The following is a 25,211-nucleotide window of genomic DNA, read 5'->3' on the forward strand; positions in this document are numbered from 1 at the left end:
CGATAGAAACCCAAGGGAACCCTTGGCTTAGCACTCCCTCTAACCGAGTGCTAATATGGCCAACACAAAGGAGTTTCCCCTGATGACAACGCTGTCTGGAGTCTCTGCCAACCAGCTGGCCGTCGCCAACCCCTGGTCGATGGTCCCCCCGCTGGGCAACCTGGATGCCTACATTTCGGCCGCCAACCGCCTGCCGCTGCTCACGCTCGAAGAAGAGCAGGGCTTCGCACGCAAGTTGCGCGACCAGAACGACCTCGAAGCCGCCGGTGCGCTGATCCTGTCGCACCTGCGCCTGGTCGTCTCCATTTCCCGCCAGTACCTGGGCTACGGGCTGCCGCACGGCGACCTGATCCAGGAAGGCAACGTGGGTCTCATGAAGGCCGTGAAGCGTTTCGACCCCGACCAGGGCGTGCGGCTGGTGAGCTACGCCATGCACTGGATCAAGGCCGAGATCCACGAGTACATCCTGAAGAACTGGCGCATGGTCAAGGTCGCGACGACCAAGGCCCAGCGCAAGCTGTTCTTCAATCTGCGCTCGATGAAGCAGGGTTTCAAGGCCGACTCGGCCGCGGCCGACAACGGCACGCACCGCGAGACGCTGAGCCCCGACGAGGTCTCGCAGATGGCCACGCGCCTGAACGTGAAGCCCGAGGAAGTGCTCGAGATGGAAACCCGCCTGTCGGGCGGCGACGTGCTGCTCGATCCGGGTCCGTCCGATGACGGCGACGAAGGCTTCGGCCCCATCGCCTACCTGGCCGACGCCACGCAGGAACCGACCGCCCTGCTCGAATCGCAGCAGCGCGACCGCCTGTCGAGCGACGGCATCGCCACCGCCCTGGAGGCGCTGGACGACCGCAGCCGCCGCATCGTCGAGGAGCGCTGGCTCAAGGTGAACGACGACGGCTCGGGCGGCATGACGCTGCACGACCTGGCCGCGGTGTACGGCGTGAGCGCCGAGCGCATCCGCCAGATCGAAGTGGCGGCGATGAAGAAGATGAAGAAGGCGCTGGCCGAGTACGCGTAAGCGTCACGACCACCCTCCTCCACGAAAAAGCCCGGCAGTGCCGGGCTTTTTTCGTTCGGGGGCGCTTCAGGGCGTCGACTTGGTCAGCGTGCGCAGCGCCCGCTTCGCGATGTAGCGGGTCTCGGCGACCGGTGATTCGGCCTCCCAGCGCGTGCACAGCGTCTCGACCCACTCGGGCTGCGTCTTGCTGGCGTCGTTGAGCCAGTTGGCGACCGAGTTCTGCACGTAGCGATGCGCGTCGGCGCGCAGCGGCTCCAGCAGCGGCAGCGCCAGCCAGGGCTCGGCCTTCAGCGTCTCGATCTGCGCGCACCAGACGCCGCGCGGGCGCGTGAGTTCGCTGGCGAAGCGGCGCACGTTCGGGTCGGCATCGGTCACCCAGGGCTGCAGCAGCGCCAGCGCTTCGTCGAGCGAATCGATGACGCTGTCGCGCACCGCCATCCACGCGAACTCGCGCACGCCGAAATGCGGGTCGGCGGCAAAGCGGCGCACGGCGTCGAGCTGGGCCGCCAGCGGCAGGCCCGACAGCGTGATCCATTGCACGGCCCAGCAACGCGCCACGTCGCTCGCGTGCGTGGCCAGCCGGTGTGCCACGGCATCGCGCTCGGCGTGTTCGGCCGTCATGTCGTACAGCGCCCGCGCGATGTGGCTGTGGCGCTGCATGGGCTTGAACGCAGCCAGCATGGCGAGCGTGTCGTCCAGCCGTTCGTGCGCCGCGTCGAGGCCGACATGGCCCGCCACGCTGCGCGCGAGCAGCGGCAGTTCGAGCGCGAGGAATTCGTTGAGGTTGACGGTCTCGAGCAGCCCGCCGTTCAGCGCGCCCAGCACCTCGGGCGGAATGAGTGCGATGCGGAAGGCGCCCTTGCGCGACTTCAGGTGCGCGACCGATGCGGCGTCCATGCCCGGGGCGCCCGGCTCAGGACGCGAGCAGCGTCTTCAGGTCCGACACCATCGCCGGCACGCCCGCGCCGTAGCGCGCATAGAGCCGCAGGCGGCCTTGCGGGTCGTAGATGTAGCTCGCGGCCGAGTGGTCCATGGCGTAGCTGGTCGGCGTCTTGCCGTCGACCTTCTTGTAGTAGACCTTGAAGTCCTTCGCGACGGCAGCCAGCTGCTCGGGCGTGGGAATGAGCGCCACGAAGCTCGGGTCGAACGCGCCCATGTAGGCCTTGAGCACCTCGGGCGTATCGCGCGCCGGATCCACGGTGACGAACAGCACCTGCAGCTTGCTGCCATCGGCGCCGAGTTGCTGCTTGACCTGCGCCATCTCGGTCATGGTGGTCGGGCAGACATCAGGGCACTGCACGTAACCGAAGAACAGCACGACCGCCTTGCCCTTGAAGTCGGCCAGCGTGCGCACCTTGCCGTCGGCGTCGGTGAGCGAGAAGTCTTTCGCGTAGTCGGCGCCCGTGATGTCGACCGCCTGGAAGCTCTGCTTCGGCTGCTCGCTGCAGGCCGAAAGGCCCAGGCCCAGCGTGGCCGAGGCGGCCACCCAGCCGGCCGTGGCGGCGATCGATTTCAGGGCATTGCGCTTGTTCATGGGCAGGTCAGGTCCGGTCAGCGGAGGTAATGGTCGACGAGCAGCGCCGCGAACAGCACGCTCAGGTGGATGAGCGAAAACCGGAAGGTCTTGCGCGCCAGCGTGTCGGAGTAGTTGCGCCACAGCGCGAAGGCATAGCCGGTGAAGCCGATGCTCACGCCGATGGCGACCACGAGATAGAGCCAGCCGCTCATGCCGTAGATGAAGGGCATCAGGCAGGCCGCGAACAAAATGAAGGTGTACAGCAGCACCTGCAACCGCGTGAATTCGTTGCCGTGCGTCACGGGCAGCATCGGCAGGCCGGCCTTGCGGTAGTCCTCGACGCGGTACAGCGCCAGCGCCCAGAAGTGCGGCGGGGTCCACAGGAAGATGATGAGGAACAGGATCAGCGCCTCGGGGCCGACGTCGCCCGTCATGGCGGCCCAGCCCAGCACCGGCGGCATGGCGCCCGAGGCGCCGCCGATCACGATGTTCTGCGGCGTCAGCGGCTTCAGGATGACGGTGTAGATCACCGCATAGCCGACGAAGGTGGCGAAGGTGAGCCACATGGTGAGCGGATTGACCGTGAACCACAGCAGCGCCGAGCCCGCCGCGCACAGCAGCGCCGAGAACACCAGCGCCTGCATGTCGCTGAGCTGCCCGCGCGCCGTGGGGCGCCAGGCGGTGCGCTTCATCTTGGCGTCGATGCCCTTCTCGACCAGGCAGTTGAATGCGGCGGCGGCGCCAGCCACCAGCCAGATGCCGATGCAAGCCAGCACGCCGCGCTGCACGTCGGCCCACGACGGCAGGCCGGGCACGGCCAGCACCATGCCGATGAGCGCGCAGAACACGATCAGCTGCACCACGCGCGGCTTGGTGAGCGCGTAGAACTGGCGCAGCACGTTGGCGGTGCTGGCGTGCTGAACAGGAATCGGGGTGCTCACGCGGTGGCTTTCTTCGGTTGGGGGGTGCCGCGCGCATTGTCGACGGCGCGCGGAATCGGTGCAGCGGCGGCGCTTTCGCGGCGGCTCTCGCACAGCGCCCAGGTCAGGACCACGGCCAGCGCCGCGGCGCCGCCCGTGTGCAGCACGGCGGCGGCCAGCGGCCAGCCGAGCAGCACGTTGCCCAGGCCCGTGGCCAGCTGCAACAGCGCCAGGCCGGCCAGCCAGTGCGCCTGCGCGCGCAGCGCCTCGAGGCGGCGCAGGCGCCAGGCCAGCAGGCCGAGCGCCACGAACACGGCATACGCCATGAGGCGGTGCGCGTAGTGGATGGCAGTGAGCGCGGAAAAGTCGAGCGGCTGGCCCTCGCCGGTCACGCCGAGGTGACGCCAGATCTCGAAGCCCTGCGCGAAATTCATCGGCGGCCACCAGCTGTCCTGGCAGGTCGGGAACTGCGTGCAGGCCAGCACCGCGTAGTTGGTGCTGACCCAGCCGCCCAGGGCGATCTGCAGCACCAGCAGCACCGCCGTGGCGATCAGCCCGTTGCGCAGGGCCGGCGACACGGCCGTGGGCAGGCGCTGCGCGGCCACCTGGCGGTAGCGCACGGCCTGGATGCACAGCAGCGCGAGCAGCACGATGGCGCCCATCAGGTGCATCGTGACGATGGCAGGGAACAGCTTCCAGGTGACGGTCATTGCGCCGAAGGCGCCTTGCAGGCAGACCCAAACCAGCGTGGCCGCAGGCCACCAGGCGCTGAGCACGACGTGGTGGTGCGCGCTGTCGACCGGCGGCGCGGGCTGGCGCCGCTGGCGGCGGCGCACGATCCAGGTGGCGCCGGCCAGCGTGAGGATCAGCACCCCGACGCCGGTCGCGAGGTAGCGGTGGACCATCTCGATCCAGGCCTTGCTGTGCGTCACGGGGCCGGTCGGCTGGGCCGCCTGCGCCATGGCGATCTCGTGGCGCGCGCCGGCCGGGCTGGCGTTGCCGTAGCAGCCGGGCCAGTCGGGGCAGCCCAGGCCCGAATCGGTGAGCCGCGTGAAGGCGCCGAACAGCGTGAGGTCGAAGGTGAGGAACAGCGTGAGCACGGTCAGCGCATGCAGCCGCCGCGCAGGGCCGGAGCCGGCGTTGCGGCGCCACACCCAGACCAGCGGTCCGAGCGCGAGCAGCACGCCGGCGCCCATCATCCAGGCGATCGGCGTGAGGTCGTAGAGGGAGCTCGTGTCCATGGCGGTTGTTCGAACGGCTCAGCGCCCCGCTTCGTCCCACGACGACGAGGCGCGCAGCAGGCGGTCGATGTCGCGCTTGGCGCGGCTCGCGCCGGCGGCGTCCATGCGGGCCGGGAAACGCATCATCCAGTTGCCCATCGGATCGACCACGTAGAGGTGCTCGGACAGCATGTGGCCCTTCACGGGCGCGAGCCAGCGGGCGAGTTGATCGGCCGGCACGCGCAGCACGGTCGCGCCGTGCAGGCCGTTGGTCAAGCGCTCGGGCACGGGCGCCGCGTCGCTCACGAGCCAGACGCGGTCCAGGCGGTCCTTCTCGCGGCCCAGGCTCTCGCGCAGCTGGCGCTGCAGGTACAGCTGCTGCTCGCACAGCGCGTCGCAGGCCGCATCGGCCACCGCCACCAGCAGCCACTGGCCCTTGAGCGTGGTCAACTCGACCGGCGCGCCGTTGCGGTCGGTTGCCGTGAGGCGGGGCATCTCGTGCTGCGGATCGATCAGCTCGCCGTACACGCTGCGCCCCTCGGGCCGGATCACGTAGTAGGTGAAGTACGAGGCGATCACGGGTGCCGCGCACATCAGCAGCACGGCGATCATCTTCCAGCGCCCGTGGACCGTGCGGCGGTTCTCGGCCTCGTCCAGCGCCTGGCCCGGCGACGGCATCGAATGCACGGTCAGGCCCAGCGGCTCGTCAGAGGCTGCGGCCATCGCGTGCGCGGCGCCGCGCGCGCCGGAAGGGGGGGATGAATTGGAACCAGACATAGAGGATGACAACGAGGGCCGACAGGCCGAACCACTGGAATGCGTAACCGTAGTGCCTCTCCAGGCCCAACGCCGGGGCCGGCCAGTCGCGCTGCAGGCCCTCGGACGCCGGCCCGCTCTGCTGCAGCGACACGTCGGTGCGCAGCGGCAGCTGGGTCTCGCCGCGGAATGCCTCCAAGTCGAGATTTTGCCGGATGGGGGAAGACCCCTGAATGCCCGGTGCCGGAGCGGTGGGGCCTGACGCCGCCGGGGCCGGCGCGGCGGCCGATGCCGCGGGCGCCGTTGCGGCCGCAGCCTTTGCGCCGAGTTCGAACAGATGGCTCGGCGGCGGCTCGATCAGCGCCGTGAGCTCGACGATGCCGGGCGGCGTCTCGACCACACCGAGCTGCGTGCGGTCGACGAAATTGCGCTGTACCCAGCCGCGCTGGACCATCACGGCCTGCTCGCTGCCTTCGAGCGCGAACGGCGTCAGCACATAGAAGCCCGGCGTGCCGTGCATCTGGCGGTTGTCCAGGTAGACCGTCTGCGCCGTGAGCCACAGGCCGCGCAGGCGCACCGGCCGGTGCATCTCGCCAGCGGCTTCGCCCAGCGCCAGGAACTCGGCCTGCGACAGCGGGGCTTTCTGCTTTTGCGCATCGATGCGGGCTTGCAGCGCTTCTTTCTGCGCGGCGCGCGACAGCTGCCAGCGGCCCAGCGACATGGTGGCCGCCAGCGCCAGCACGGCCGCCAGCGTGACGATCAGGAAACGGCCCCGGCCTGCGCGGCGGCGCGGCGTGGCAGAGGAGACAAGGGGCTCGGGAGGCTCGGAGGTCACTGGAGCGGACGGGGCGTGCGGCCGATAATGCGGGTCATGAAATACTTCGTCGCCCTGATCTTTCTGGGCATCTTCGCGAGCCTCGCCTTCGCGCTCTACTTCATGCTGAAGGACGGTCGCGACGGGCAAAACAAACGCGGGGGCATGGCCCGCGCGCTCACCTTTCGGATCGGCCTGTCGGTCTTTTTGTTCCTGTGCATGCTGCTGGCCTGGAAACTCGGCTACATCCAGCCCACCGGACTCCCGCTCGGGAAGTAACAGATGGTGCTCGTTCCACGAGAACCATGAAAAAGGCGCCTTACGGCGCCTTTTTTCTGGAATGCCGTGAGGTTTTTCGCTCAAAGCCAATAGACCAGCACGTACAGGCCCAGCCAGACCACGTCCACGAAGTGCCAGTACCAGGCGGCGCCTTCGAAGCCGAAGTGACGCTCGGCGGTGAAGTGGCCCTTCTGCAGGCGCAGCGTGATGAACAGCAGCATCAGCATGCCGATGAACACGTGCAGGCCGTGGAAGCCGGTCAGCATGAAGAAGGTCGAACCGTAGGTGCCCGAGCTGAGCTTGAGGTTCAGTTCGGTGTACAGGTGGAAGTACTCGTAGCCCTGCACGCCCAGGAAGATCACGCCCAGCAGCACGGTGAGCCACATGAAGCGGATGCACTGGGCGCGGTGGTCGGCGCGCAGCGCGTGGTGGGCGATGGTCAGCGTCACGCCCGAGCTCAGCAGCAGCGCGGTGTTGATGGTCGGCAGCCAGAACGGGCCGACGGTCTGGAAGGGCTCGATGATGCCGGCCGGCGAACCGGTCACGCCGGCGGCGACGCTGGGCCACACGGCCTTGAAGTCGGGCCAGAGGATCGCGTTGTCCAGGCTGCCGAGCGTCGGCAGCGCGTGGGTGCGGGCCCACCACAGCGCCGTGAAGAAGGCGCCGAAGAACATCACTTCCGAGAAGATGAACCAGCTCATGCTCCAGCGGTACGAGAGGTCGATCTTGTGGCCGTACTGGCCGCTCTCGCTCTCGCCGACGGCGGCACGGAACCACACGAAGAGCGTGCCGAGCCAGATCACCATGCCCAGCAGCAGCGACCAGGCGCCCCACTGGTGGCTGTTGATCCATTGCCCCGCGCCGAGGATCACGAAGAACAAGCCGATCGCGGACACGACCGGGTAGGCCGAAGGTCCGGGCACGAAGTAGTAGGGCGTGGTGCCGTGGGTGGTTGAACTCATATCAGCTCCTGGCTTTCTTTCTTCTCTCGATTCAATGATTCTGGAGATCGTGGTTTTTTATCTTCGGCTCAGCAGGCAGCGCTCAGGCGGCCGCGACCACATGCCGCACCAGCAGCACCAGCCCGACCACGAAGACGATCACTGCGGCAAACGCCACCACGATGACGTGCAGCGGATTGAGCTTGCCCAGGTCTTCCTTGTAGGCGCTGTTGCGACGCACTCCGAAGAACGACCAGCCCACCGCCTTCATCGTGTCCCACAGCGTGGGCTTGCGGCGCGGGCCATCGGGCGGCAACGGCGAGGTCACGAGCGCGGCTCATCGGCGACAGCATGCGAAACGGCGGCCACCGGGGCCGGTGGCGTCTTGCCGCCCACCTCGAAGAAGGTGTACGACAGCGTGATGGTCTTGACGTCCTTCGAGATCTTCGGATCGATCACGAAGGCGACCGGCCACTGCTTCTTCTCGCCCGCATCGAGCGTGTACTGGTTGAAGCAGAAGCACTCGAGCTTGTTGAAATGCGCCGCGGCCTGCTGCGGCGCGTAGCTCGGGATGGCCTGCGCGGCCATGCGGCGGTTCTGGGTGTTCTGGAACTCGTACATCACCGTGTTCAGCTGGCCCGGGTGCACTTCGATGAAGCGCTCGGCCGGCTTGAAGTCCCACAGGCCACCGCGCACGTTGGAGTCGAACTCGACCTTGATCGTGCGGGTCATGTCGACCTGCGTGTTGTCCGGCACGCGCACGTTCTTGGCGCCGCTGGCACCGCCCGGCACCTGGAGCTCGGAGAGCGCGAGGATGTTGATGCCGGTCATCTCGCAGATGGCGCGGTACATCGGCACCAGCGCATAGCCGAAGGCGAACATGCCGCAGGTCACGACGGCCAGCTTGCCGACCATGCGGACATTGGCGCGGCGGATGCGTTGACCGAGGCTCATGCTGTTGCTTCCGTTCGGGGGGCGATGCGGCGCGGTCAGCGACCGCTGAACCAGACCATGCGGACGATGAAGCCGACGAAGAAGATCACCGCGATGGAGGCCAGCGTGAGCCCCATGCGTCGGTTGTTCTTTCTTTGTTCGGGCGTCGTCATCGTCGTGCAGTCGTGGTGCTTGTGCGGCGTACGCGGGCGATCAGCCGATCACCTTGGTGGCGGTCACGTCAAGCTTGGGCGGGTTCTCGAAGGTGTGGAACGGGGCCGGCGACGGCACTTCCCACTCGAGGCCTTCGGCCGCTTCCCAGGGCTTCTGGGCCGCTGCTTCCCCCTTGCCGCGCATCGAAGGCAGCACGATGAACAGGAAGAAGTAGACCTGGGCGAAGCCGAAGAAGAACGCACCCACCGAGGCGATGGCGTTGAAGTCGGCGAACTGCATGGGGTAGTCGGCATAGCGACGCGGCATGCCGGCCAGACCCAGGAAGTGCATCGGGAAGAAGGTGACGTTGAACGAGATCAGCGACCACCAGAAGTGGACCTTGCCGCGCGTTTCGTTGTACATCACGCCGGTCCACTTGGGCGCCCAGTAGTAGAAGCCCGAGAACATGGCGAACAGCGAGCCGGCCACCAGCACGTAGTGGAAGTGGGCCACCACGTAGTAGGTGTCCTGCAGCTGCGTGTCGATCGGCGCGACCGCGAGGATCAGGCCGGTGAAGCCGCCCATCGTGAACACGAAGATGAAGCCGACCGCGAACAGCATGGGCGTCTCGAAGGTCATCGAGCCCTGCCACATCGTGGCGATCCAGTTGAAGATCTTCACGGCCGTGGGCACGGCGATCAGCATGGTCGCGTACATGAAGAACAGCTGGCCCGTGAGCGGCATGCCGGTCGTGAACATGTGGTGCGCCCACACGATGAACGACAGGATGGCGATCGACGAGGTGGCGTACACCATCGAGGCGTAGCCGAAGAGCTTCTTGCGGGCGAAGGCCGGGACCACCTGGCTGATGATGCCGAAGGCCGGCAAGATCATGATGTAGACCTCGGGGTGGCCGAAGAACCAGAAGATGTGCTGGTACATCACCGGGTCGCCGCCGCCGGCGGGGTTGAAGAAGCTGGTGCCGAAGTGGCGGTCGGTCAGCGTCATCGTGATGGCGCCGGCAAGCACGGGCATCACGGCAATCAGCAGGTAGGCGGTGATGAGCCAGGTCCAGCAGAACATCGGCATCTTCATCAGCGTCATGCCGGGGGCGCGCATGTTCAGGATGGTGACGATGATGTTGATCGAACCCATGATCGACGAGGCGCCCATGATGTGCATCGCGAAGATGCCGGCGTCCATCGAGGGGCCCATCTGCAGCGTGAGCGGGGCGTACAGCGTCCAGCCGGCCGCGGGCGCGCCGCCGGGCATGAAGAACGAACCGGCCAGCATGATGGCCGCCGGAATCAGCAGCCAGAAGCTGAAGTTGTTCATGCGCGCGAACGCCATGTCGGATGCGCCGATCTGCAGCGGGATCATCCAGTTCGCGAAGCCCACGAAGGCCGGCATGATGGCGCCGAACACCATGATCAGGCCGTGCATGGTGGTGAACTGGTTGAACAGCTCGGGGTTCACCATCTGCAGGCCGGGCTGGAACAGCTCGGCGCGGATCAGCAGGGCGAGCACGCCGCCGATCATCAGCATCGTGAAGCTGAACAGCAGGTAGAGCGTGCCGATGTCCTTGTGGTTGGTCGCGAACACCCAACGGCGCCAGCCGGTGGGCGCGTGGTGATCGTGATGGTCGTCGTGTGCGTGGCCGCCGGGGGCGTGACCGTGGGGGTCGAGGACTGCGCTCATGTCGTTGTTCCTTGCAATTTCTTCTTCGCGGGGCGCCGTCGGATCACTTGCCGCGCAGGGCCAGCACTTCAGCCGGTTGCACCAGCTGGCCCGTCTTGTTCGACCAGCTGTTCTTGGTGTACGTGGCCACGGCCGCGAGGTCGGTGTCGCTCAGCTGCTTCCAGGCAGGCATGGCACCGTTGTTCTGGCCGTTGAGCAGCACCAGCAGCTGCACCTTGTGGTCGGAATCGGTCACCTTGGCTGCGCCGTCGAGCGGCTTGATCGGGCCTGCGCCCTTGCCGTTGGCCTGGTGGCAGGCCGCGCAGTTGGCGGCGTAGACCTTCTCGCCGCGTGCCAGCATGTCGGGCAGCGTCCAGACCTTGGTCGGGTCGTCGAGCTTGGCGGCGGCTTCCTTGCGCTTGGTGGCGACCCAGGCGGTGTAGTCGGCAGCCGACAGCACCTTCACGTGGATCGGCATGTAGGCGTGTTCCTTGCCGCACAGTTCCTGGCACTGGCCGTAGTAGTCGCCCACGGTCTCGGCGCGGAACCAGGTGTCGCGCACGAAGCCGGGAATGGCGTCCTGCTTGAGGCCCAGCTGCGGCACGGCGAAGGCGTGGATCACGTCGTTCGCGGTGGTGATGATGCGGACCTTCTTCTGCACCGGCACGACCATCGGGTTGTCGACCTTGAGCAGGTAGTCGTCGGGCATGGCGCCCTTGGCACCGGCGTCGGACATGGCGCGCTGCGAGCTGTCCAGCGTGGAGATGAAGGCCAGGCCCTCACCTTCGCCGTTCAGGTAGTCGTAGCCCCACTTCCACTGGTAGCCCGTGGTCTTGATCGTGAGGTCGGCGTTCGTGGTGTCCTTCTGGGCCACGAGCACCTTGGTGGCGGGCAGCGCCATCACGATCACGATGAGGAAGGGCACGATGGTCCAGATGACCTCGACCACCACCGATTCATGGAAGTTCGCGGCCTTGTGGCCCACCGACTTGCGGTGCTTCCAGATGGAATAGAACATCACCGCGAACACGGCGACGAAGATGACCGTGCAGATGATCATCATGATCGTGTGGAGCAGATGCTGCTCCTGCGCGATCTTGGTCACGCCGACCGGAAGATTCAGCTGGCGCACCGCGGGGCCGCCGGGCAGATCGTTGACTGCGTGCGCCGCGTTGCTGAACGCCGCGCCGGCCGCCAGCAACAGATTCGCCGGCCTGTACTTATTGCGCCAAATGCTCTTCATCGTGTTCACGTTTCTTCAATTTTTCGAAAACCCAACCGTGCAGCACCGCGCGAGCCCCCTCAGGCGCCACGCAACGCCATGCGAATCTCGCGCGCCAGTGCGGCTCGCAACTCCGGGCGTACATAGCGCCCCACCCTGACCGATCGACCTTGCCCCGAGACCTCGATCAGCGAACGATCGCCGGTCTGCGGTTCGATCCGCACCTGGTGCGGAAGAAATTCCGTGCGTTCGTAGTGCCCACCGTTCTCGAGCTCCACGACGAGGCGCCCGCCCTGCAGCGCGATCCGTTCGCCATCGGTGGCATGCCGCGCGTACATCATGAACGCAAAGCCCACCGCGGCCAGTTCGAGCCAGGCGAATGGCAATACCAGCGGCGCACCGTGCAGCCAGAACACCATGCCCGTGCCCAGAGATACCACGCACAGCGAGGCGTAGAGCCAGCCCAGCTGGCTCGGCGTCACCGAGCAATTGCGTTTCAGGAACCAGTGGATGTTCTGGCCTGAGACGGTGGCAAAACGAAACACGGAATTCGACACGGGCGAGTTCAGCAAATCGGTGCGTCGATGGTGGCCAAACCCCTCGTACAAACAGGATCCGACACCCCTCGATCACGGGACAATACCCGCGAGTTTCACGCAACGGCGGATTGTAGCGGGTAGAGCGCGGGGCCCGCGCACCGAATGAGGGCTGCCGGGTCGCTCAGGCGCCAGGGCGGCCGCGCTGGAGCATCGATCGCATCTCGCGCAGCGACACCGCGCTCTCGGGCGACAGCGCGACGCGCGGCGTCGGCTTGAAGGCGTGGCCGTAGATGACCTCGAAGGTCAGCGCGATGCGGCCCTCGCCTTCCGCGGCCGGCGCCAGCTCGGGCAGGGCCTGCTTGAGCGCGCGGTGCCAGGCCTTGCCGCGCAGCGCGGGGAAACGCGCCGGGTGCAGGTTGCGCCCCAAGGTGCGCAGCTCGGCCAGGGCGGCCTCGGGGGTGGCCCAGGTGAGCACGATGCGCTCCATGTCCATCACGGGCTCGGCGAAGCCGGCGTGCACGAGCATGTCGCCCCAGTCGTGCATGTCGGTGTATTCATGGCCGGCGGCGGGCCAGCCGAGCCGGGCATGCAGGGCGCGCAGCTCGCGCACGGTGTCCGGGCCCAGGCAGGAGAACATCAGGAAGCCGTTGGTCGCGACCAGCCGGTGCCACTGCGCGATGAGCGCCTCGGGGTCGGCCGCCATGTGCAGCGACATGTTGGCCCACAGCAGGTCGACGCCGTCTTCGGGCGTTGCGTCGAAGCGGGCCTTGCCGCCCTGCCAGCGGCGCGCGCTCCACCAGGGCGCGGTCAGTGCTTCGCCGGTCCGCTCGGCCAATGCGGGTTCGGGTTCGATGACGAAGGCTTCGGCGTCGCGGTAGCGGCGGGCCAGCAGCGCGTGGGCTTCGAGGCCGCCGCGCAGCGGCGACCAGTCGGCCCAGGAGCGGGGCTGGGCCTTGATCCATTGCAGCCGGTCTTCCATCCGGCGGCCGATTTCCTCGTGCAGCCAGGGCGAGCCCTCGGCGGGCGCGAGCCGGCGCCAGCGGTCGGCCGCCGTGGGATCGATGGTCGGCGGTCTTCTTGCGGGGTCGGTGGCCATGGGGCCGTGAGTATATTGAGGCATGTACAACCGCCGGGCCCTGAGGCCTTTCACCTCGCTGCTTGCGCGGCTGCCCAGCCAGTGCGAGGTCTGCCGCGCCTGGCCGGCGCAGCGCGTGTGCGACGCCTGCGTGGCCCGCTTCGCGCCGCCGACCCCGCGCTGCGGGGGCTGCGCGCTGCCGATGCCCGAGGGCGTGGCGCGCTGCGGCGAATGCATCAAGCACCCGCCGCCGCTCGACGCCTGCCTCGCCGCCTGCACCTACGCATGGCCGTGGCCCGACTGCATCGCCCAGTTCAAGTTTCGCGGCGAGGCGGGCTGGGCCGGCCCGCTGGCCACCCTGCTGCGCAGCGCGCCGTGGGTGGAGCCGGCGCTGGAACAGTGCGACCTCGTGCTGCCGATGCCGCTGGCGCCCGGCCGACTGGGCGAGCGTGGCTTCAACCAGGCGCACGAGCTCGCGCGCCGGCTGGCACCGGCCAAGACCGACGCCACCCTGCTGCTGCGCACGCGCGACACGCCTGCGCAGAGCGGTCTGCCGCGCGCCGACCGGCTGCGCAACCTGCGCGGCGCCTTCGCCGTGGAGCCGCTGCGCGCCGACGGCCTGCGGGGGCGGCGCGTGGTGCTGGTGGACGACGTGATGACCAGCGGCGCCTCGCTGTTCGCCGCGGCCGCCACCTTGCGCCTGGCGGGCGCGGCGCACATCACCGGCGTGGTGCTGGCGCGGACCGACCCGCCGCGCTGACCCCGTCGGCGGCGCCCGCGACAATCGACACATGTTCCATATCGTCCTGGTCCACCCTGAAATTCCGCCGAACACCGGTAACGTGATCCGGCTCGCGGCCAACACCGGCTGCACGCTGCACCTGGTGGAGCCGCTCGGCTTTTCGATGGACGACCGCCTGCTGCGCCGCGCCGGGCTCGACTACCACGAGTACGCCGAAGTCAAGCGCCACGCCGACTGGGCCGCGCTGCTGGCCACGCAGCAGCCGCCGGCCGAGCGCATGTTCGCGCTGACCACGCGCGGCACCCGCCCGGTGCACGACGTGCGCTTCCAGCCCGGCGACTGGCTGGTGTTCGGCTCGGAAACCGCCGGCCTGCCGCCGCCGATCCGCGACGGCTTTGCCGAGCCGCAGCGCCTGCGGCTGCCGATGCGCACCGGCCAGCGCAGCCTGAATTTGTCGAACGCGGTGGCGGTCACGGTGTTCGAAGCCTGGCGGCAGAACGATTTCGCCTGACGGCCCTTCGCGCGGCAGGGGCACATCCGATCGGTGCTGCGCGGCGTATGGGAAGGCATGCCGGTGATTCGCACCGGCATCCGTCCCCTCAACGCCGACTGCCAAGGAGTCCCGCCATGCACACCACCACCCTGCGCCTGATCACCCTCGCCGCCCTCGCCCTCACCGGCGGCGCCCATGCCTTCCAGGGCGAGCAGAACCCGCTGCCGCCCGCGCCCTTCCAGTCGTCGCTGACGCGCGCCCAGGTCCAGCAGCAAGCCCTGCAGCCGCTGCAGATCAGCAACGGCGGCACCGGCGTGGCCCGCCCGACCGCGGGCAATGTCGACCGCGCGGCGGTGCGCGCGAGCGCCGTCGGCATCACCCGGCAGGGCGCGGCCGCCTACGGCGAAGTCACCGACCGCCGGATGTAAAGAGAGGAAGAAAAGAAAAACCGCTCAGGGAAAACGGCGCACCACCGACTCGGCGACGCACGCCGGCTTGGCGGCGCCTTCGAGTTCGATGGTGGTTTCCCAGGTCATCTGCAGGCCGTTGTTGGGAATCGGCTCGGCGCTCAGCAGTTTCATGCGGGCGCGCAGGCGCTGGCCCACCGGCACCGGCGACATGAAGCGCACGCGGTTCAGGCCGTAGTTCACGCCCATGCGCGACTCGACCACGTCGATGGCCGTCTCGAAGAACTTCGGCAGCAGCGACAAGGTGAGAAACCCGTGCGCGATCGGCGCGCCGAAGGGGCCGGACTTGGCCCGCTCCACATCGACGTGGATCCACTGGTGGTCGCCCGTCGCTTCGGCGAACTGGTTGACCTGCTGCTGCGTCACGCTGATCCAGTCGCTCACGGCGACTTCCTGGCCGACGCAGGCGGCGAGATCCTGAAGGGTCTGGAATGTCTTTTTGGTCATGCGGGGCATTCTGGTGCCAAGGGCACAAGGCTGGCTGTCGGACTTGCGACAACCGGGAATCAGGGAAATCCGGGGTCAGTTCAGGCGTCGAGCCATTCGCAGATCGGCGCCCACTGGTCCAGGTCGCGCTGCACGCGCCCCGGCGCAATGTCGAACAGCGTGAGCCCGCGCGCCGCCAGCTGCACGTAGTTCTGCGTGTCGCGCAGCTCGCCCAGCACGGGCACGCCCAGGCCGGCGATGAACTCGTGCAGCCGGTCGGCCGCCAGCGTGCGGGCGTTCACGCGCATGCCGACCAGGCCGATGCGGGTCTTCTCGGCGCGGCGGCTTTCCAGCAGGCGGTCGAGGAAATCGCGCGTGGCGTAGATGTCGAAGATGCTCGGCTGCAGCGGCACGATCACGCGGTCGGCCAGCGCCAGCACCTCCTTGAAGCGCCAGCCGTGCAGGCCGGCGGGCGTGTCGAGCACCGCGTGGGTGGTGCCGCGCGGCGGGCGCACCACGGTGCTGTCGCCGGTGGCCTCCCAGGTGGCGATGGGGCGGGCCTGCGGTGGGCGCAGGCCGAGCCACAGCCGCGAGGACTGCTGGCGGTCCACGTCGCCGAGCATCACGGCATGGCCGCGGCTCGCGAAGTAGCCCGCGATGTTCGTTGCAATCGTCGATTTGCCCACGCCCCCCTTGGGATTGGCGACCAGAACCACCGGCATGAGGATCTCCTCCAGAACGGGAACAGGGCTGGATGGTAGTCGCCCCGGGTGGCGCGTCGGCGACGGCGGGCCGTCTGCGTTATGTTCGCCACATGACGACAACAACATCCGCGGAGAACCCCGCCAGCAGCATCTATGTGCTGGCGGCCCACCCCCACTGGCGCGACTCGCGCGTGAACCGCCGGCTGTTCGCCGCGGCGCAGCGCGTGCCCGGCGTCGAGGTGAACGACCTGTACGGCAGCTACCCCGATTTCGCCATCGACGTGGAGGTCGAACGCGAGCGGCTGGCGCGCGCCGATCTGGTGGTGCTGCTGCACCCGATCCAGTGGTATTCGATGCCGCCGCTGCAGAAGCTCTGGGTCGACGACGTGCTGGGCTACGGCTGGGCCTACGGCCCCGGCGGCACCGCGCTGCAGGGCAAGGACTGCTGGCTGGTCGCCACCACCGGCGGCCCCGAGCCGAGCTACCACCCGCAAAGCTACAACCGCTACTTCTTCGACGCCTTCCTGCCACCCTACGAGCAGACCGCCGCGCTGTGCGGCATGCGCTTCTTGCCGCCGCTGCTGCTGCACGGCGCGCGCCGCGCCAGCGAGGCCGAGGTGGCCGCGCATGTCGAGGTGTTCGTGCAGCGGCTGGAAAGCTACCCGGTGTGGCCCGAAATGGACGAGCTCGATGCCTGCATCGCCTGCCCGGTGCCCGAGACCGACCGCCCCGCCGAATCCGACGACGTGGGCCAGGTGATGGCCGGCGCGTTCCACAGCGCGATGACGCACGGCCTGGCCGTCGCCAACGGCAGCAACAGCACCCACAAGGCGGCCTGAGCATGGAACACGCACCCGCCTGGCTGACCAGCAGCCTGATCTACCTGAGCGCCGCCGTGCTGGTGGTGCCGCTGTCCAAGGCCCTGGGCCTGGGCTCGATCATCGGCTACCTCGTGGCCGGCATCGCCATCGGCCCCTGGGGCCTGGGCCTCGTGTCCAGCGTCGAAGACGTGCTGCATTTCGCCGAGTTCGGCGTGGTGCTGATGCTGTTCCTGGTCGGCCTCGAACTCGAGCCCAAGCGGCTGTGGAGCCTGCGCCGCCCGATCTTCGGCTGGGGGTCGGCGCAGGTGCTCAGCTGCGCGGCGGTGCTGTTCGCCGTCGGCTGGGCCGTGGGCGCGCCGTGGCGCGTGGCGCTGGTGGCCGCCCTCGGGCTGGCGCTGTCGTCCACCGCCATCGCGCTGCAGGTGTTCGGCGAACGCAACCTGCTGAAGACGCCCAGCGGCCAGGCCGGCTTCTCGATCCTGCTGTTCCAGGACGTGGCGGCGATCCCGATCCTCGCGCTGCTGCCGCTGCTGGCCGGCGCCACCGCGGCCGAGCAGGCCGTGAGCGGGCTGGACCGCGCGCTCGAGGCGCTGAAGATCGTCGGCGTGATCGCCGGCATCATCCTCGGCGGCCGGCTGCTGCTGCGTCCGATCCTGCGCTGGATCGCGCGCAGCGACACGCCCGAGATCTTCACCGCCGCCGCGCTGCTGCTGGTGGTGGCCATCGCGGCGCTGATGCAGTTCGTCGGGCTGTCGATGGCGCTGGGCGCCTTCCTTGCCGGCGTGCTGCTGGCCGAAAGCGAGTACCGGCGCGAGCTCGAGACCGACATCGAGCCCTTCAAGGGCCTGCTGCTGGGGCTGTTCTTCATCGCGGTGGGCATGTCGATCAACTTCGGCGTGCTGCTGGCCAACCCGGGGGTCATGGCCTTGCTGGTCGTGAGCTTCCTGGTCATCAAGCTGGTGGTGATCTACGCGCTGGCCAAGGCCATGGGCCTGGCCTACCAGGAGCGGCCGGTGTTCACGCTGCTGCTGGCGCAGGGCGGCGAGTTCGCCTTCGTGGTGTTCCAGGCCGCCGGGCCCGACGTGCTGCCGCCGCAGACCACCTCGCTGCTGATCGGCGCGGTGGCGCTGTCGATGCTGCTGTCGCCGCTGCTGCTGGTGCTGCTCGACAAGTTCGTGCTGCCGCGCTACAGCCACGCGGGCGGTCCGCAGCTCGAAGAGATTTCGGAGCAGCAGGACGCCAAGGTGCTGATCTGCGGCTTCGGGCGCTACGGCCAGATCGTCGGTCGCCTGCTGATGTCGCAGGGCCTGCGCGTGACGGTGCTCGACCACGACGCCGACACCGTCGAAGGCCTGCGCCAGTTCGGTTTCCGGGTGTTCTACGGCGATGCCACGCGGCTGGACCTGCTGCGCACCGCGGGCGCGGGCACGGCGCGCGCCATCGTGGTGGCGGTGGACGACATCGAGCAGTCGCTGGACATCGTCGACCTGGTGCGCGAGAACTTCCCGCAGGCGCGCATCATTGCGCGCGCACGCAACGTGACCCACCTGTTCCAGCTGCGCGACCGCGGCGTGCAGGACATCGAGCGCGAGGTGTTCGAGTCGTCGCTGCGCAGCGCGCGCTCGGCGCTGGAGGCGCTGGGCTGGCCGGCGGCCGAGGCGCGCGAGGCGTCGATGCGTTTCCGCCAGCGAAACCTCAAGCTCAGCGACGAGATCTACCCGCACTACAAGGACCGCGCCAAGCTGATCGCCGCCAACAAGGCGGGCCGCCAGCAGTTCGAGGAACAGATGGCCCGCGAGCGCGAGGAGCGCAAGCTGCGCTCGGGGCAGGACTGGGACCGGCTCGGCGAAGACGAGCCAACGGGCGACGCGAAGGCGCCCTGAGGCCCGGGGTCAGACCGGCACGGTCAGGTACACACCCTCGCGGCCAATCACCGGCGCGCGCGTCGGCATGAAGATCGTGCAGCCGTCGCAGGGCGAGCGGATCTCGCGCCCGGCCTGCACCGCGATCAGCTCACCCTGGTCGAAGGTCTCGAAACCGAGCACGGGCCGCGCGAAAGCGAAGTCGTCCGACGTGACCATGTGGACCTCGAGCAGCCGGAAGCGGCGCGCGGCCACCGGCACGCGCGGCACCGGGTCGACGAGCCCGAGGTGGGCCAAAAAGCGCAGCGACACGTCGGTGGCCAGGTCGGCCGCCGACTGCGCGAAGTGCTGGCCGCACTCGACCACCACCGCGCCGCCGTCGATGCCCGGCTCGCCGTGCCGGCCGTAGGCCGTGACGCCCGTGCCGGGCGCGGCGCCCACGGGCATCACGAGGTGCACCGCCGGGCCGCCGACGGCCTGCGCCAACCCTGCATTGCGTTCGAACTCCGGGTAGACCCAGAAGGGCTGCACGGGCGCGCGCGTGGAATGGATGTCCAGCACGTAGTCGGCCGCGTCGAGCACCGGCCGCAGCTCGCGCGCGCGGCGCAGCTCGGGGCTGTCCCCGGTGCCGTCGAGCAGCTCGGGCGACCAGATGCGGTTCAGGTTGTGCACCAGCTGGCGGTTCTCGTAGGGCCGGCCGATGTCGAAGGCCTCGTAGGCCTCGACGTTCGCGAAGCTCACGGTGAGCGTGCCGATCTTCGGGCGCACGCCGGTGTCGAGCAGGTGCGTGGCCGCGACCATGCCGCAGATCTCGTTGCCGTGCGTGAGCGCGTTGACGAGCACGTGCGGGCCCGGCTTGCCGGACGCGAAGCGGTGCACGTAGTCGATGCCGGTGTTGCCCTGGCGGTAGGCCGAGAGGTCGCGCGGCAGCACCTCCAGCGGTGCGGTGTCGGGTGCGAAGGTCGGCAGTGTCTGCGTCATGGAACCAGCCGCCCGCTCACTCGCCGCGGATGCCGGCGCGCTTGACCATCTCGCCGTACAGCGCGAGCCGCTCCGACATCATGGCCGTGAACTGCGCGGGCGACTGCGCCTCGGGCGCGAGCGAGCCGCGCGCCAGCAGCGCCTCGACCATCGTCGGCTGGTCAGCCACCGTGCGCACCGCCTTGTGCAGCGCGGCGATGACCTCGGGCGGCGTCTTCGCGGGCGCGGCCAGGCCGATCCACGAGGTGGTGTTCAGCACCGGATAGCCCAGCTCCGTGAAGGTCGGCACGTCGGGCAGCGCCGCGACGCGCGTGGGCGAGGCCACGGCCAGCGCGCGCAGCTTGCCGGCCTGGATGTGCGGCAGGAAGGGCGCGAGGTTGTCCAGGCCGAACTGCACTTCGTTCGAGATCAGCGCGGTCACCAGCGGGCCGCCGCCGCGGTAGGGCACGTGCGTGGCGTTGAGCTGCAGCTGCGACTTCATCAGCTCCACGTTGAGCTGGCCCATGCTGCCCGGCCCGGCGCTGCAGAAGTTGAGCTCGCCCGGGCGCGACTTCACCAGCGCCACGAACTCCTTGAAGGTCTTGGCGGGCACGGCCGGGTTCACCAGCAGCACGTTGATGGAGCGCGCGAGCTGGCTGATCGACAGGAAATCCTTGATCGGGTCGTAGCCCGGGTTGGCCTGCGTCAGCGGGTTGGCTAGGTGCGAGCTCTGCGACGACACCACGAGCGTGTAGCCGTCGGGCTTGGCGCGCGCCACTTGGGCGCTGGCGATGGAGCCGCCGGCGCCGGCGCGGTTGTCGATGACCACCGGCGTGCCCAGCGCCTTCGACAGCGGCTCGGCGTACAGCCGCGCGATCAGGTCGACCGAGCCGCCGGCCGGGAACGGCACCACCAGCGTGACCGGGCGGGCCGGGAAGGCCTGGGCGCGCGCGGACAGGGGCAGCAGCGCCGCCGTCAGGCCGGCGCCGAGGATCTCGCGCCGGCGGAGGGCGGGCACGGCGGGGGTGATGGAACGCATGGCAAGGTCTTTCTGCAGAAGAAGCGGGCAATCGGGCGGACAGGTCCGGCCGAAATCGTGCATTCATTTTTGCAAGGAGGCCCTATTTTTGCAATACTCGTTGCAAACATGAGGTTTCTCCGATGCCGCACGCAGACACCCCCGCCGCCCCCAGCCTGAACCAGCGCATCTCGGGCTATGGCAAGAAGCTCACGAAAAGCGAGCGACGCCTCATCGAGGAATTGCAGGCGCACCACCCGCAGGGGCTGCTCGAATCTGCAACGAGCCTTGCAAGAAAGGTGGGCACCAGCGCCTCGACCGTGGTGCGGCTGCTCGCCAAGCTGGGCTACGAGAGCTACGCGCAGGCGCAGATGGAGGCGCGCGCCGAAGTCACCGCCCTGCTCGCCTCGCCCGCCACGCGCGCCGACGCCGTCATCGGCGACGACACCTCCGTGCGCAGCTGCCTGGACAACGCGCTGCTGCACGACCAGCACAACCTGGCCGCCACCTTCGCGGCGCTCGACGTGGGCGCGTTCGAGGCGGCGGTGAAGCTGCTCACGCAGCGCAAGGTGCGCGTGCACGTGCTCGGCCAGCGCAACGGCCTGCCGCTGGCCAGCCACCTCGCGCTGAACCTGAACCTGTGCCTGCCCGACGTGCGGCTGCTGGGCGGCGCGGGTGCGCTGCCACTGGAAGACCAGCTGCTGCGCATCGACGACAACGACCTGCTGCTCACGCTCACCTTCCGCCGGCACTCGCTCGCGATCGCGCGCACGGCGGCCTACTTTCGCGAGAAGGGCGCGAAGGTCGTCATGGTCACCGACAGCCCCAGCGCGCCCGCGGCGCCCTCGGCCGATCACTTGCTGCTGGTGCGCACCTCCAGCGCCTCGCCCTTCGATTCGTACACGGCGGCGCTGTCGGTCTGCAACGCGTTGATCACCGCGGTGGCGCAGCGCCGCAAGAAGGAGCTGGCCGCCGTGTTCGAACGCGGCGCGGCGCTGTGGGAGCCGCACTGGAACGAGGCGGCGCCGCGCGCCGCCTGAGCCTCAGGCCGCCGGGGTTCCGAGCCCCAGCAGGCGCACCGCGTTGTCCTTGAGGATGCCGGGCATCACCTCGGGCTTGAAGCCGGCGGCCTCGAAGTCCTTCATCCAGCGGTCGGGCGTGATCAGCGGGTAGTCGCTGCCGAACAGCACGCGGTCCTTCAGCAGCGTGTTGGCGTACTGCACCAGCTGCTTCGGAAAGTACTTGGGGCTCCAGCCCGACAGGTCGATCCACACGTTGGGCTTGTGCGTGGCCACGCTCAGCGCCTCGTCCTGCCAGGGGAAGCTGGGGTGGGCCATGACGATCTGCATGTCGGGGAAGTCGATGGCCACGTCGTCCAGGTGCATCGGGTTGCTGTACTCCAGCCGCAGGCCACCGCCGCAGCGCATGCCCGAGCCGATGCCGCTGTGGCCGGTGTGGAAGATGGCCGGCAGCTTGTACTCGGCGATCACCTCGTAGATCGGCCAGGCCATGCGGTCGTAGGGGTGGTAGCCCTGCACGGTGGGGTGGAACTTGAAGCCCTTCACGCCGTGTTCCTCGATGAGCCGGCGCGCCTCGCGCGCGCCCATCTTTCCCTTGTGCGGATCGACGCTGCCGAAGGCAATCATGATGTCGCTGTTCTGCTGCGCGGCCTCGGCGATCTCCTCGTTCGGGATGCGCCGGCGGCCCATGTTCGACTCGGCGTCGACCATGAACATCACCAGCCCGATCTTCCTTTCACGGTAGTACGCCACGCTCTCGGCGATGGTGGGGCGGCGGTTCGAGCCGAAGAACTTGTCGGCCGCGCGGTCGTATTCCTCGCCGTAGTTGTCGAAAGGGTTCCAGCAGCTCACTTCGGCGTGGGTGTGGATGTCGATCGCGATCAGGTTCCGTGGGTCCATGTCGTTGTCTCCGGTTCGGGTAAGTCCCTAGGTTTCGGGAGGCTCCAATGCCTTGAATTGATTATTTCTCATAACCATAATCCAACGCAACCCCGCACACCATCATGACCAATCCAGACCTCCACCTCGACATCCGCGACGACGTCGCCATCGTTCGTCTCACGCGCGGCGCCAAGCGCAACGCGCTGTCCGACGGCCTGATCCTCGCGCTGCGCGACACCTTCGAGACGCTGCCCGCCACGGTGCGCGCGGCCGTGCTCGACGGCGAGGGCCCGCATTTCTGCGCCGGCCTGGACCTGAGCGAGCTCAAGGAGCGCGACGCCGGCCAGGGCATGCAGCACTCGCGCCTGTGGCACAGCGCGCTCGACCTGATCCAGCACGGCCCGGTGCCGGTGGTGGCCGCGCTGCACGGCGCGGTGGTCGGCGGCGGGCTCGAGCTGGCCAGCGCCTGCCACATCCGCGTGGCCGACCGCTCCACCTTCTACGCACTGCCCGAAGGCTCGCGCGGCATCTTCGTGGGCGGCGGCGGCTCGGTGCGCATCCCCAAGCTGATCGGCGTGGCGCGCATGACCGACATGATGATGACCGGCCGCGTCTACAACGCCGAAGACGGCGAGCGCGCCAACTTCGCGCAGTACCTGGTCGACGAGGGCACCGCCTTCGACAAGGCCCTGGAGCTTGCCAAGCGCATCGCCACCAACGCGCCGCTCACCAACTACGCGCTGATGCACGCGCTGCCGCGCATCTCCGAGCAGTCGGCCGACCACGGCTTCTTCACCGAGGCGTTGATGTCGGGCATCGTCCAGGCCGCGCCCGAAGCGAAGGAACGCGTGCGCGACTTCCTCGAAGGCCGCGGCGCCAAGGTGAGCAAGGGATGACCGCCGTCCGCTACCGCCCGCTGGCCTTCGGCGTGACGCGCGCGGTGCTGCGCGACGGCGCGCCGGGCACGCGCTACCTCACGGCCGAGACGCCGCTGCAGGCCTACCGCGAGCGCATGACCGACCGGCTCGCGCACTGGGCGCAGGTCGCGCCCGATCGCACCTTCATCGCACGCCGCGAGCGCCTGCCCGACGGCCGCACCGGCGACTGGCTGCGCGTGAGCTATGCGCAGGCGCTGGAAGAAGCGCGCGGCATCGGACAGGCCCTGCTCGATCGCGGCCTGAACGCCGAGCGCCCGGTCGTGATCCTCAGCGAGAACGGCATCGAGCACGCGCTGCTCGCGCTGGGCTGCCTCTACGCGGGCGTGCCCTACTGCCCCGTGTCGCCGCCCTATGCGATCGTGAGCCAGGACTACGACAAGCTGCGCCACGTCATCGACACGCTCACGCCCGGCCTGGTGTTCGCGGCCGACGCCGCGCGCTTCGCCAAGGCCATCGCGGCCACCGTGCCCGCCGGCACCGAGGTCGTGCTCGCCGAAGGCACGCTCGAAGGCCGCGCCACCACGCGCTTCGACGTGCTCGCCGCCACGCCGGCCACGCCCGCCATCGACGCGGCGATGCAGGCCACCGGCCCCGACACCATCACCAAGTTTCTTTTCACCTCGGGCTCGACCAAGATGCCCAAGGCGGTGATCAACACGCACCGCATGTGGTGCGCCAACCAGCAGCAGCTGCGCCAGTCGATTCCCGCGCTGGGCGACGAGCCGCCCGTGCTGGTCGACTGGCTGCCCTGGAACCACACCTTCGGCGGCAACCACAACGTGGGCATCGTGCTGGACAACGGCGGCACGCTGTTCATCGACGACGGCAAGCCCACGCCCGCCGGCATGGCCGAGACGCTGCGCAACCTGCGCGAGATCGCGCCCACCATCTACTTCAACGTGCCCACCGGCTTCGAGGCCATCGCCAACGCGATGGAGAGCGACGCCATGCTGCGCCGCAACCTGCTGTCGCGCGTGAAGATGTTCTTCTACTCGGGCGCGGCACTCGCGCAGCCCGTGTGGGACAGCCTGCACCGCACGCAGGAATCGGAAGTCGGTGAGCGCATCGTGATGGGCACCGGCCTGGGCATGACCGAGTCGGGCCCCTTCGCGCTGTACGTGACCGGCCCCGACGTGAAGTCGGGCGACGTGGGCCTGCCGGCCGCCGGCATCGAGCTCAAGCTGATCGAGGTCGACGGCAAGACCGAGGTGCGCTACCGCGGCCCCAACATCACGCCCGGCTACTGGCGCGCGCCCGAGGCCACCGCCGAGGCCTTCGACAACGAAGGCTTCTTCTCCACCGGCGACGCGGTGAAGTGGATCGACGACCGCGACATCCACCGCGGCCTGCGCTTCGACGGCCGCATCGCCGAAGACTTCAAGCTCGCCACCGGCACCTTCGTGAGCGTGGGTCCGCTGCGCGCGAAGATCATCGCGGCCGGCTCGCCCTACGTGCAGGACGCGGTGCTCACGGGCATCAACCTGAAGGAAGTCGGTGCGCTGATCTTCACTACGCAGAAGGTGCGCCAGCTCGCCGACCTGCCTGCCGACGCCCCGCTGCAGCAGGTGCTCGAAAGCGCTCCGGTGCAGGCGCACTTCCAGCAGGTGGTGGACACGCTCGCGGCCGGCGCCACCGGCAGCGCCAACCGCATCGCGCGGCTGCACCTGATGGCCGAGCCGCCGTCGATCGACAAGGGCGAAGTGACCGACAAGGGCTCGATCAACCAGCGCGCCGTGCTCAAGCACCGCGCCGCACTGGCCGACGCGCTGCACGCCGACACGCTGCCTTTCACGCTCAAGCCCCGCTAACC

Annotated in this window: 29 protein-coding genes; 10 read left to right on the top strand and 19 right to left on the bottom strand. The window is 68.7% G+C overall.

Translation table 11 applies throughout. From position 1 onward, the window contains the following. Nucleotides 1-82 precede the first annotated feature (82 nt). Complete coding sequence (gene rpoH, locus AC1RL8_RS16665) at nucleotides 83-1,024, top strand: RNA polymerase sigma factor RpoH (RefSeq protein ID WP_056577975.1); 942 nt, start codon at nucleotides 83-85, stop codon at nucleotides 1,022-1,024. A 66-nt stretch (nucleotides 1,025-1,090) separates the two neighbouring features. On the opposite strand, the gene AC1RL8_RS16670 is transcribed toward rpoH, so the two are convergent. Genes AC1RL8_RS16670 through AC1RL8_RS16695 form a run of 6 tightly spaced genes read right to left on the bottom strand, consistent with a single transcriptional unit; the run spans nucleotide 1,091 to nucleotide 6,271 of the window. Continuing rightward, complete coding sequence (locus AC1RL8_RS16670) at nucleotides 1,091-1,921, bottom strand: DNA alkylation repair protein (protein ID WP_492684815.1); 831 nt, start codon at nucleotides 1,919-1,921, stop codon at nucleotides 1,091-1,093. Between the two features lie 16 nt (nucleotides 1,922-1,937). Further along, entirely contained in the window at nucleotides 1,938-2,558 is a 621-nt protein-coding gene (locus AC1RL8_RS16675) for an SCO family protein (protein ID WP_095950891.1), read from the bottom strand. Nucleotides 2,559-2,575: 17 nt separating this feature from the next. Next, on the bottom strand, nucleotides 2,576-3,481 hold the full coding sequence (gene cyoE, locus AC1RL8_RS16680; RefSeq protein WP_159272988.1) for a heme o synthase: 906 nt from the start codon (nucleotides 3,479-3,481) through the stop codon (nucleotides 2,576-2,578). Next, nucleotides 3,478-4,701 (bottom strand): COX15/CtaA family protein, encoded by a 1,224-nt coding sequence (locus AC1RL8_RS16685; RefSeq protein ID WP_492684816.1) that lies wholly within the window; start codon nucleotides 4,699-4,701, stop codon nucleotides 3,478-3,480. The genes cyoE and AC1RL8_RS16685 overlap by 4 nt, the downstream gene beginning before the upstream one ends. A gap of 18 nt (nucleotides 4,702-4,719) precedes the next feature. Continuing rightward, on the bottom strand, nucleotides 4,720-5,403 hold the full coding sequence (locus AC1RL8_RS16690) for a redox-active disulfide-containing membrane protein (protein ID WP_492684817.1): 684 nt from the start codon (nucleotides 5,401-5,403) through the stop codon (nucleotides 4,720-4,722). After that, a complete protein-coding gene (locus AC1RL8_RS16695; RefSeq protein WP_492684818.1) occupies nucleotides 5,387-6,271 on the bottom strand; it encodes an SURF1 family protein in 885 nt (294 codons plus the stop codon). Before AC1RL8_RS16695 ends, AC1RL8_RS16690 begins: the two co-directional genes overlap by 17 nt. Before the next feature lie 27 nt (nucleotides 6,272-6,298). Here AC1RL8_RS16695 and AC1RL8_RS16700 point away from each other — a divergent pair, with 27 nt between their 5' ends. After that, complete coding sequence (locus AC1RL8_RS16700) at nucleotides 6,299-6,529, top strand: twin transmembrane helix small protein (protein ID WP_062481367.1); 231 nt, start codon at nucleotides 6,299-6,301, stop codon at nucleotides 6,527-6,529. A gap of 80 nt (nucleotides 6,530-6,609) precedes the next feature. Here the strand turns inward: AC1RL8_RS16700 and AC1RL8_RS16705 are convergent, their stop codons facing one another. The 8 genes from AC1RL8_RS16705 to AC1RL8_RS16740 form a co-directional block, all read right to left on the bottom strand. Continuing rightward, nucleotides 6,610-7,491, bottom strand: a complete 882-nt coding sequence (locus AC1RL8_RS16705) for a cytochrome c oxidase subunit 3 (protein WP_062481365.1) — start codon at nucleotides 7,489-7,491, stop codon at nucleotides 6,610-6,612. An 82-nt stretch (nucleotides 7,492-7,573) separates the two neighbouring features. Beyond that, nucleotides 7,574-7,741, bottom strand: coding sequence for a DUF2970 domain-containing protein (locus tag AC1RL8_RS16710; RefSeq protein WP_082818316.1), 168 nt, complete (start codon nucleotides 7,739-7,741; stop codon nucleotides 7,574-7,576). 53 nt (nucleotides 7,742-7,794) lie between these two features. Further along, entirely contained in the window at nucleotides 7,795-8,424 is a 630-nt protein-coding gene (locus AC1RL8_RS16715; protein WP_056577955.1) for a cytochrome c oxidase assembly protein, read from the bottom strand. A 35-nt stretch (nucleotides 8,425-8,459) separates the two neighbouring features. Then, complete coding sequence (locus AC1RL8_RS16720) at nucleotides 8,460-8,576, bottom strand: cytochrome oxidase small assembly protein (RefSeq protein ID WP_492684819.1); 117 nt, start codon at nucleotides 8,574-8,576, stop codon at nucleotides 8,460-8,462. 40 nt (nucleotides 8,577-8,616) lie between these two features. Continuing rightward, complete coding sequence (ctaD, locus tag AC1RL8_RS16725) at nucleotides 8,617-10,254, bottom strand: cytochrome c oxidase subunit I (RefSeq protein WP_062481356.1); 1,638 nt, start codon at nucleotides 10,252-10,254, stop codon at nucleotides 8,617-8,619. Nucleotides 10,255-10,297: 43 nt separating this feature from the next. Beyond that, nucleotides 10,298-11,476, bottom strand: coding sequence for a cytochrome c oxidase subunit II (gene coxB, locus AC1RL8_RS16730; protein ID WP_062481354.1), 1,179 nt, complete (start codon nucleotides 11,474-11,476; stop codon nucleotides 10,298-10,300). Nucleotides 11,477-11,535: 59 nt separating this feature from the next. After that, entirely contained in the window at nucleotides 11,536-12,012 is a 477-nt protein-coding gene (locus AC1RL8_RS16735) for a DUF2244 domain-containing protein (protein WP_056578078.1), read from the bottom strand. 163 nt (nucleotides 12,013-12,175) lie between these two features. Next, on the bottom strand, nucleotides 12,176-13,090 hold the full coding sequence (locus AC1RL8_RS16740; protein WP_492684820.1) for a class I SAM-dependent methyltransferase: 915 nt from the start codon (nucleotides 13,088-13,090) through the stop codon (nucleotides 12,176-12,178). 22 nt (nucleotides 13,091-13,112) lie between these two features. On the opposite strand from AC1RL8_RS16740, the gene AC1RL8_RS16745 reads away from it, so the two are divergent. From AC1RL8_RS16745 to AC1RL8_RS16755, 3 genes are all read left to right on the top strand, one after another. Further along, nucleotides 13,113-13,829 (top strand): ComF family protein, encoded by a 717-nt coding sequence (locus tag AC1RL8_RS16745; protein WP_095950884.1) that lies wholly within the window; start codon nucleotides 13,113-13,115, stop codon nucleotides 13,827-13,829. A gap of 31 nt (nucleotides 13,830-13,860) precedes the next feature. Beyond that, on the top strand, nucleotides 13,861-14,322 hold the full coding sequence (gene trmL, locus AC1RL8_RS16750) for a tRNA (uridine(34)/cytosine(34)/5-carboxymethylaminomethyluridine(34)-2'-O)-methyltransferase TrmL (RefSeq protein WP_390348745.1): 462 nt from the start codon (nucleotides 13,861-13,863) through the stop codon (nucleotides 14,320-14,322). Between the two features lie 116 nt (nucleotides 14,323-14,438). Continuing rightward, nucleotides 14,439-14,732 (top strand): DUF4148 domain-containing protein, encoded by a 294-nt coding sequence (locus AC1RL8_RS16755; RefSeq protein WP_492684821.1) that lies wholly within the window; start codon nucleotides 14,439-14,441, stop codon nucleotides 14,730-14,732. Nucleotides 14,733-14,756: 24 nt separating this feature from the next. On the opposite strand, the gene AC1RL8_RS16760 is transcribed toward AC1RL8_RS16755, so the two are convergent. Continuing rightward, nucleotides 14,757-15,227, bottom strand: coding sequence for a MaoC family dehydratase (locus tag AC1RL8_RS16760; protein ID WP_062479484.1), 471 nt, complete (start codon nucleotides 15,225-15,227; stop codon nucleotides 14,757-14,759). A gap of 71 nt (nucleotides 15,228-15,298) precedes the next feature. Further along, nucleotides 15,299-15,919: a nucleotide-binding protein gene (locus tag AC1RL8_RS16765; protein ID WP_070061962.1), complete on the bottom strand. Its 621-nt coding sequence runs from the start codon at nucleotides 15,917-15,919 to the stop codon at nucleotides 15,299-15,301. A 92-nt stretch (nucleotides 15,920-16,011) separates the two neighbouring features. Between AC1RL8_RS16765 and kefF the strand changes: the two genes are divergently transcribed. Together kefF and kefC are read left to right on the top strand one after the other, a co-directional pair. Continuing rightward, nucleotides 16,012-16,740 carry a glutathione-regulated potassium-efflux system oxidoreductase KefF gene (kefF, locus tag AC1RL8_RS16770; protein WP_492684822.1) on the top strand — a complete coding sequence of 243 codons (729 nt, stop codon included), beginning with the start codon at nucleotides 16,012-16,014 and terminating at the stop codon, nucleotides 16,738-16,740. Nucleotides 16,741-16,742: 2 nt separating this feature from the next. Then, the gene (kefC, locus tag AC1RL8_RS16775) at nucleotides 16,743-18,605 is read left to right on the top strand and encodes a glutathione-regulated potassium-efflux system protein KefC (RefSeq protein ID WP_492684823.1); all 1,863 of its coding nucleotides are present in this window, start codon (nucleotides 16,743-16,745) and stop codon (nucleotides 18,603-18,605) included. Between the two features lie 9 nt (nucleotides 18,606-18,614). On the opposite strand, the gene AC1RL8_RS16780 is transcribed toward kefC, so the two are convergent. After that, nucleotides 18,615-19,565: a M14 family metallopeptidase gene (locus AC1RL8_RS16780; protein WP_492684824.1), complete on the bottom strand. Its 951-nt coding sequence runs from the start codon at nucleotides 19,563-19,565 to the stop codon at nucleotides 18,615-18,617. Between the two features lie 16 nt (nucleotides 19,566-19,581). Next, nucleotides 19,582-20,583: a Bug family tripartite tricarboxylate transporter substrate binding protein gene (locus AC1RL8_RS16785; RefSeq protein ID WP_095746700.1), complete on the bottom strand. Its 1,002-nt coding sequence runs from the start codon at nucleotides 20,581-20,583 to the stop codon at nucleotides 19,582-19,584. Nucleotides 20,584-20,705: 122 nt separating this feature from the next. On the opposite strand from AC1RL8_RS16785, the gene AC1RL8_RS16790 reads away from it, so the two are divergent. Continuing rightward, nucleotides 20,706-21,602, top strand: coding sequence for a MurR/RpiR family transcriptional regulator (locus AC1RL8_RS16790; protein ID WP_492684825.1), 897 nt, complete (start codon nucleotides 20,706-20,708; stop codon nucleotides 21,600-21,602). 3 nt (nucleotides 21,603-21,605) lie between these two features. On the opposite strand, the gene AC1RL8_RS16795 is transcribed toward AC1RL8_RS16790, so the two are convergent. Beyond that, nucleotides 21,606-22,481: an amidohydrolase family protein gene (locus AC1RL8_RS16795; protein WP_062479505.1), complete on the bottom strand. Its 876-nt coding sequence runs from the start codon at nucleotides 22,479-22,481 to the stop codon at nucleotides 21,606-21,608. Nucleotides 22,482-22,585: 104 nt separating this feature from the next. Here AC1RL8_RS16795 and AC1RL8_RS16800 point away from each other — a divergent pair, with 104 nt between their 5' ends. Then, nucleotides 22,586-23,359 carry a crotonase/enoyl-CoA hydratase family protein gene (locus AC1RL8_RS16800; RefSeq protein ID WP_095746702.1) on the top strand — a complete coding sequence of 258 codons (774 nt, stop codon included), beginning with the start codon at nucleotides 22,586-22,588 and terminating at the stop codon, nucleotides 23,357-23,359. Then, entirely contained in the window at nucleotides 23,356-25,209 is a 1,854-nt protein-coding gene (locus AC1RL8_RS16805) for a feruloyl-CoA synthase (RefSeq protein WP_492684826.1), read from the top strand. Before AC1RL8_RS16800 ends, AC1RL8_RS16805 begins: the two co-directional genes overlap by 4 nt. Nucleotides 25,210-25,211 lie beyond the last annotated feature (2 nt).

Source organism: Variovorax sp. GW822-FHT04E09 (genome assembly GCF_058800845.1).

Excerpts from the sequence above, each read along its gene's own strand:
- rpoH (WP_056577975.1), top strand. The coding sequence starts at position 83 with ATGACAACGCTGTCTGGAGTCTCTGCCAACCAGCTGGCCGTCGCCAAC.
- AC1RL8_RS16670 (WP_492684815.1), bottom strand. The coding sequence starts at position 1,921 with ATGGACGCCGCATCGGTCGCGCACCTGAAGTCGCGCAAGGGCGCCTTC.
- AC1RL8_RS16675 (WP_095950891.1), bottom strand. The coding sequence starts at position 2,558 with ATGAACAAGCGCAATGCCCTGAAATCGATCGCCGCCACGGCCGGCTGG.
- AC1RL8_RS16685 (WP_492684816.1), bottom strand. The coding sequence starts at position 4,701 with ATGGACACGAGCTCCCTCTACGACCTCACGCCGATCGCCTGGATGATG.
- AC1RL8_RS16690 (WP_492684817.1), bottom strand. The coding sequence starts at position 5,403 with ATGGCCGCAGCCTCTGACGAGCCGCTGGGCCTGACCGTGCATTCGATG.
- AC1RL8_RS16700 (WP_062481367.1), top strand. The coding sequence starts at position 6,299 with ATGCGGGTCATGAAATACTTCGTCGCCCTGATCTTTCTGGGCATCTTC.
- AC1RL8_RS16705 (WP_062481365.1), bottom strand. The coding sequence starts at position 7,491 with ATGAGTTCAACCACCCACGGCACCACGCCCTACTACTTCGTGCCCGGA.
- AC1RL8_RS16710 (WP_082818316.1), bottom strand. The coding sequence starts at position 7,741 with ATGAAGGCGGTGGGCTGGTCGTTCTTCGGAGTGCGTCGCAACAGCGCC.
- AC1RL8_RS16715 (WP_056577955.1), bottom strand. The coding sequence starts at position 8,424 with ATGAGCCTCGGTCAACGCATCCGCCGCGCCAATGTCCGCATGGTCGGC.
- AC1RL8_RS16720 (WP_492684819.1), bottom strand. The coding sequence starts at position 8,576 with ATGACGACGCCCGAACAAAGAAAGAACAACCGACGCATGGGGCTCACG.
- ctaD (WP_062481356.1), bottom strand. The coding sequence starts at position 10,254 with ATGAGCGCAGTCCTCGACCCCCACGGTCACGCCCCCGGCGGCCACGCA.
- coxB (WP_062481354.1), bottom strand. The coding sequence starts at position 11,476 with ATGAAGAGCATTTGGCGCAATAAGTACAGGCCGGCGAATCTGTTGCTG.
- AC1RL8_RS16740 (WP_492684820.1), bottom strand. The coding sequence starts at position 13,090 with ATGGCCACCGACCCCGCAAGAAGACCGCCGACCATCGATCCCACGGCG.
- AC1RL8_RS16745 (WP_095950884.1), top strand. The coding sequence starts at position 13,113 with ATGTACAACCGCCGGGCCCTGAGGCCTTTCACCTCGCTGCTTGCGCGG.
- trmL (WP_390348745.1), top strand. The coding sequence starts at position 13,861 with ATGTTCCATATCGTCCTGGTCCACCCTGAAATTCCGCCGAACACCGGT.
- AC1RL8_RS16755 (WP_492684821.1), top strand. The coding sequence starts at position 14,439 with ATGCACACCACCACCCTGCGCCTGATCACCCTCGCCGCCCTCGCCCTC.
- AC1RL8_RS16760 (WP_062479484.1), bottom strand. The coding sequence starts at position 15,227 with ATGCCCCGCATGACCAAAAAGACATTCCAGACCCTTCAGGATCTCGCC.
- AC1RL8_RS16765 (WP_070061962.1), bottom strand. The coding sequence starts at position 15,919 with ATGCCGGTGGTTCTGGTCGCCAATCCCAAGGGGGGCGTGGGCAAATCG.
- kefF (WP_492684822.1), top strand. The coding sequence starts at position 16,012 with ATGACGACAACAACATCCGCGGAGAACCCCGCCAGCAGCATCTATGTG.
- kefC (WP_492684823.1), top strand. The coding sequence starts at position 16,743 with ATGGAACACGCACCCGCCTGGCTGACCAGCAGCCTGATCTACCTGAGC.
- AC1RL8_RS16780 (WP_492684824.1), bottom strand. The coding sequence starts at position 19,565 with ATGACGCAGACACTGCCGACCTTCGCACCCGACACCGCACCGCTGGAG.
- AC1RL8_RS16785 (WP_095746700.1), bottom strand. The coding sequence starts at position 20,583 with ATGCGTTCCATCACCCCCGCCGTGCCCGCCCTCCGCCGGCGCGAGATC.
- AC1RL8_RS16790 (WP_492684825.1), top strand. The coding sequence starts at position 20,706 with ATGCCGCACGCAGACACCCCCGCCGCCCCCAGCCTGAACCAGCGCATC.
- AC1RL8_RS16795 (WP_062479505.1), bottom strand. The coding sequence starts at position 22,481 with ATGGACCCACGGAACCTGATCGCGATCGACATCCACACCCACGCCGAA.
- AC1RL8_RS16800 (WP_095746702.1), top strand. The coding sequence starts at position 22,586 with ATGACCAATCCAGACCTCCACCTCGACATCCGCGACGACGTCGCCATC.
- AC1RL8_RS16805 (WP_492684826.1), top strand. The coding sequence starts at position 23,356 with ATGACCGCCGTCCGCTACCGCCCGCTGGCCTTCGGCGTGACGCGCGCG.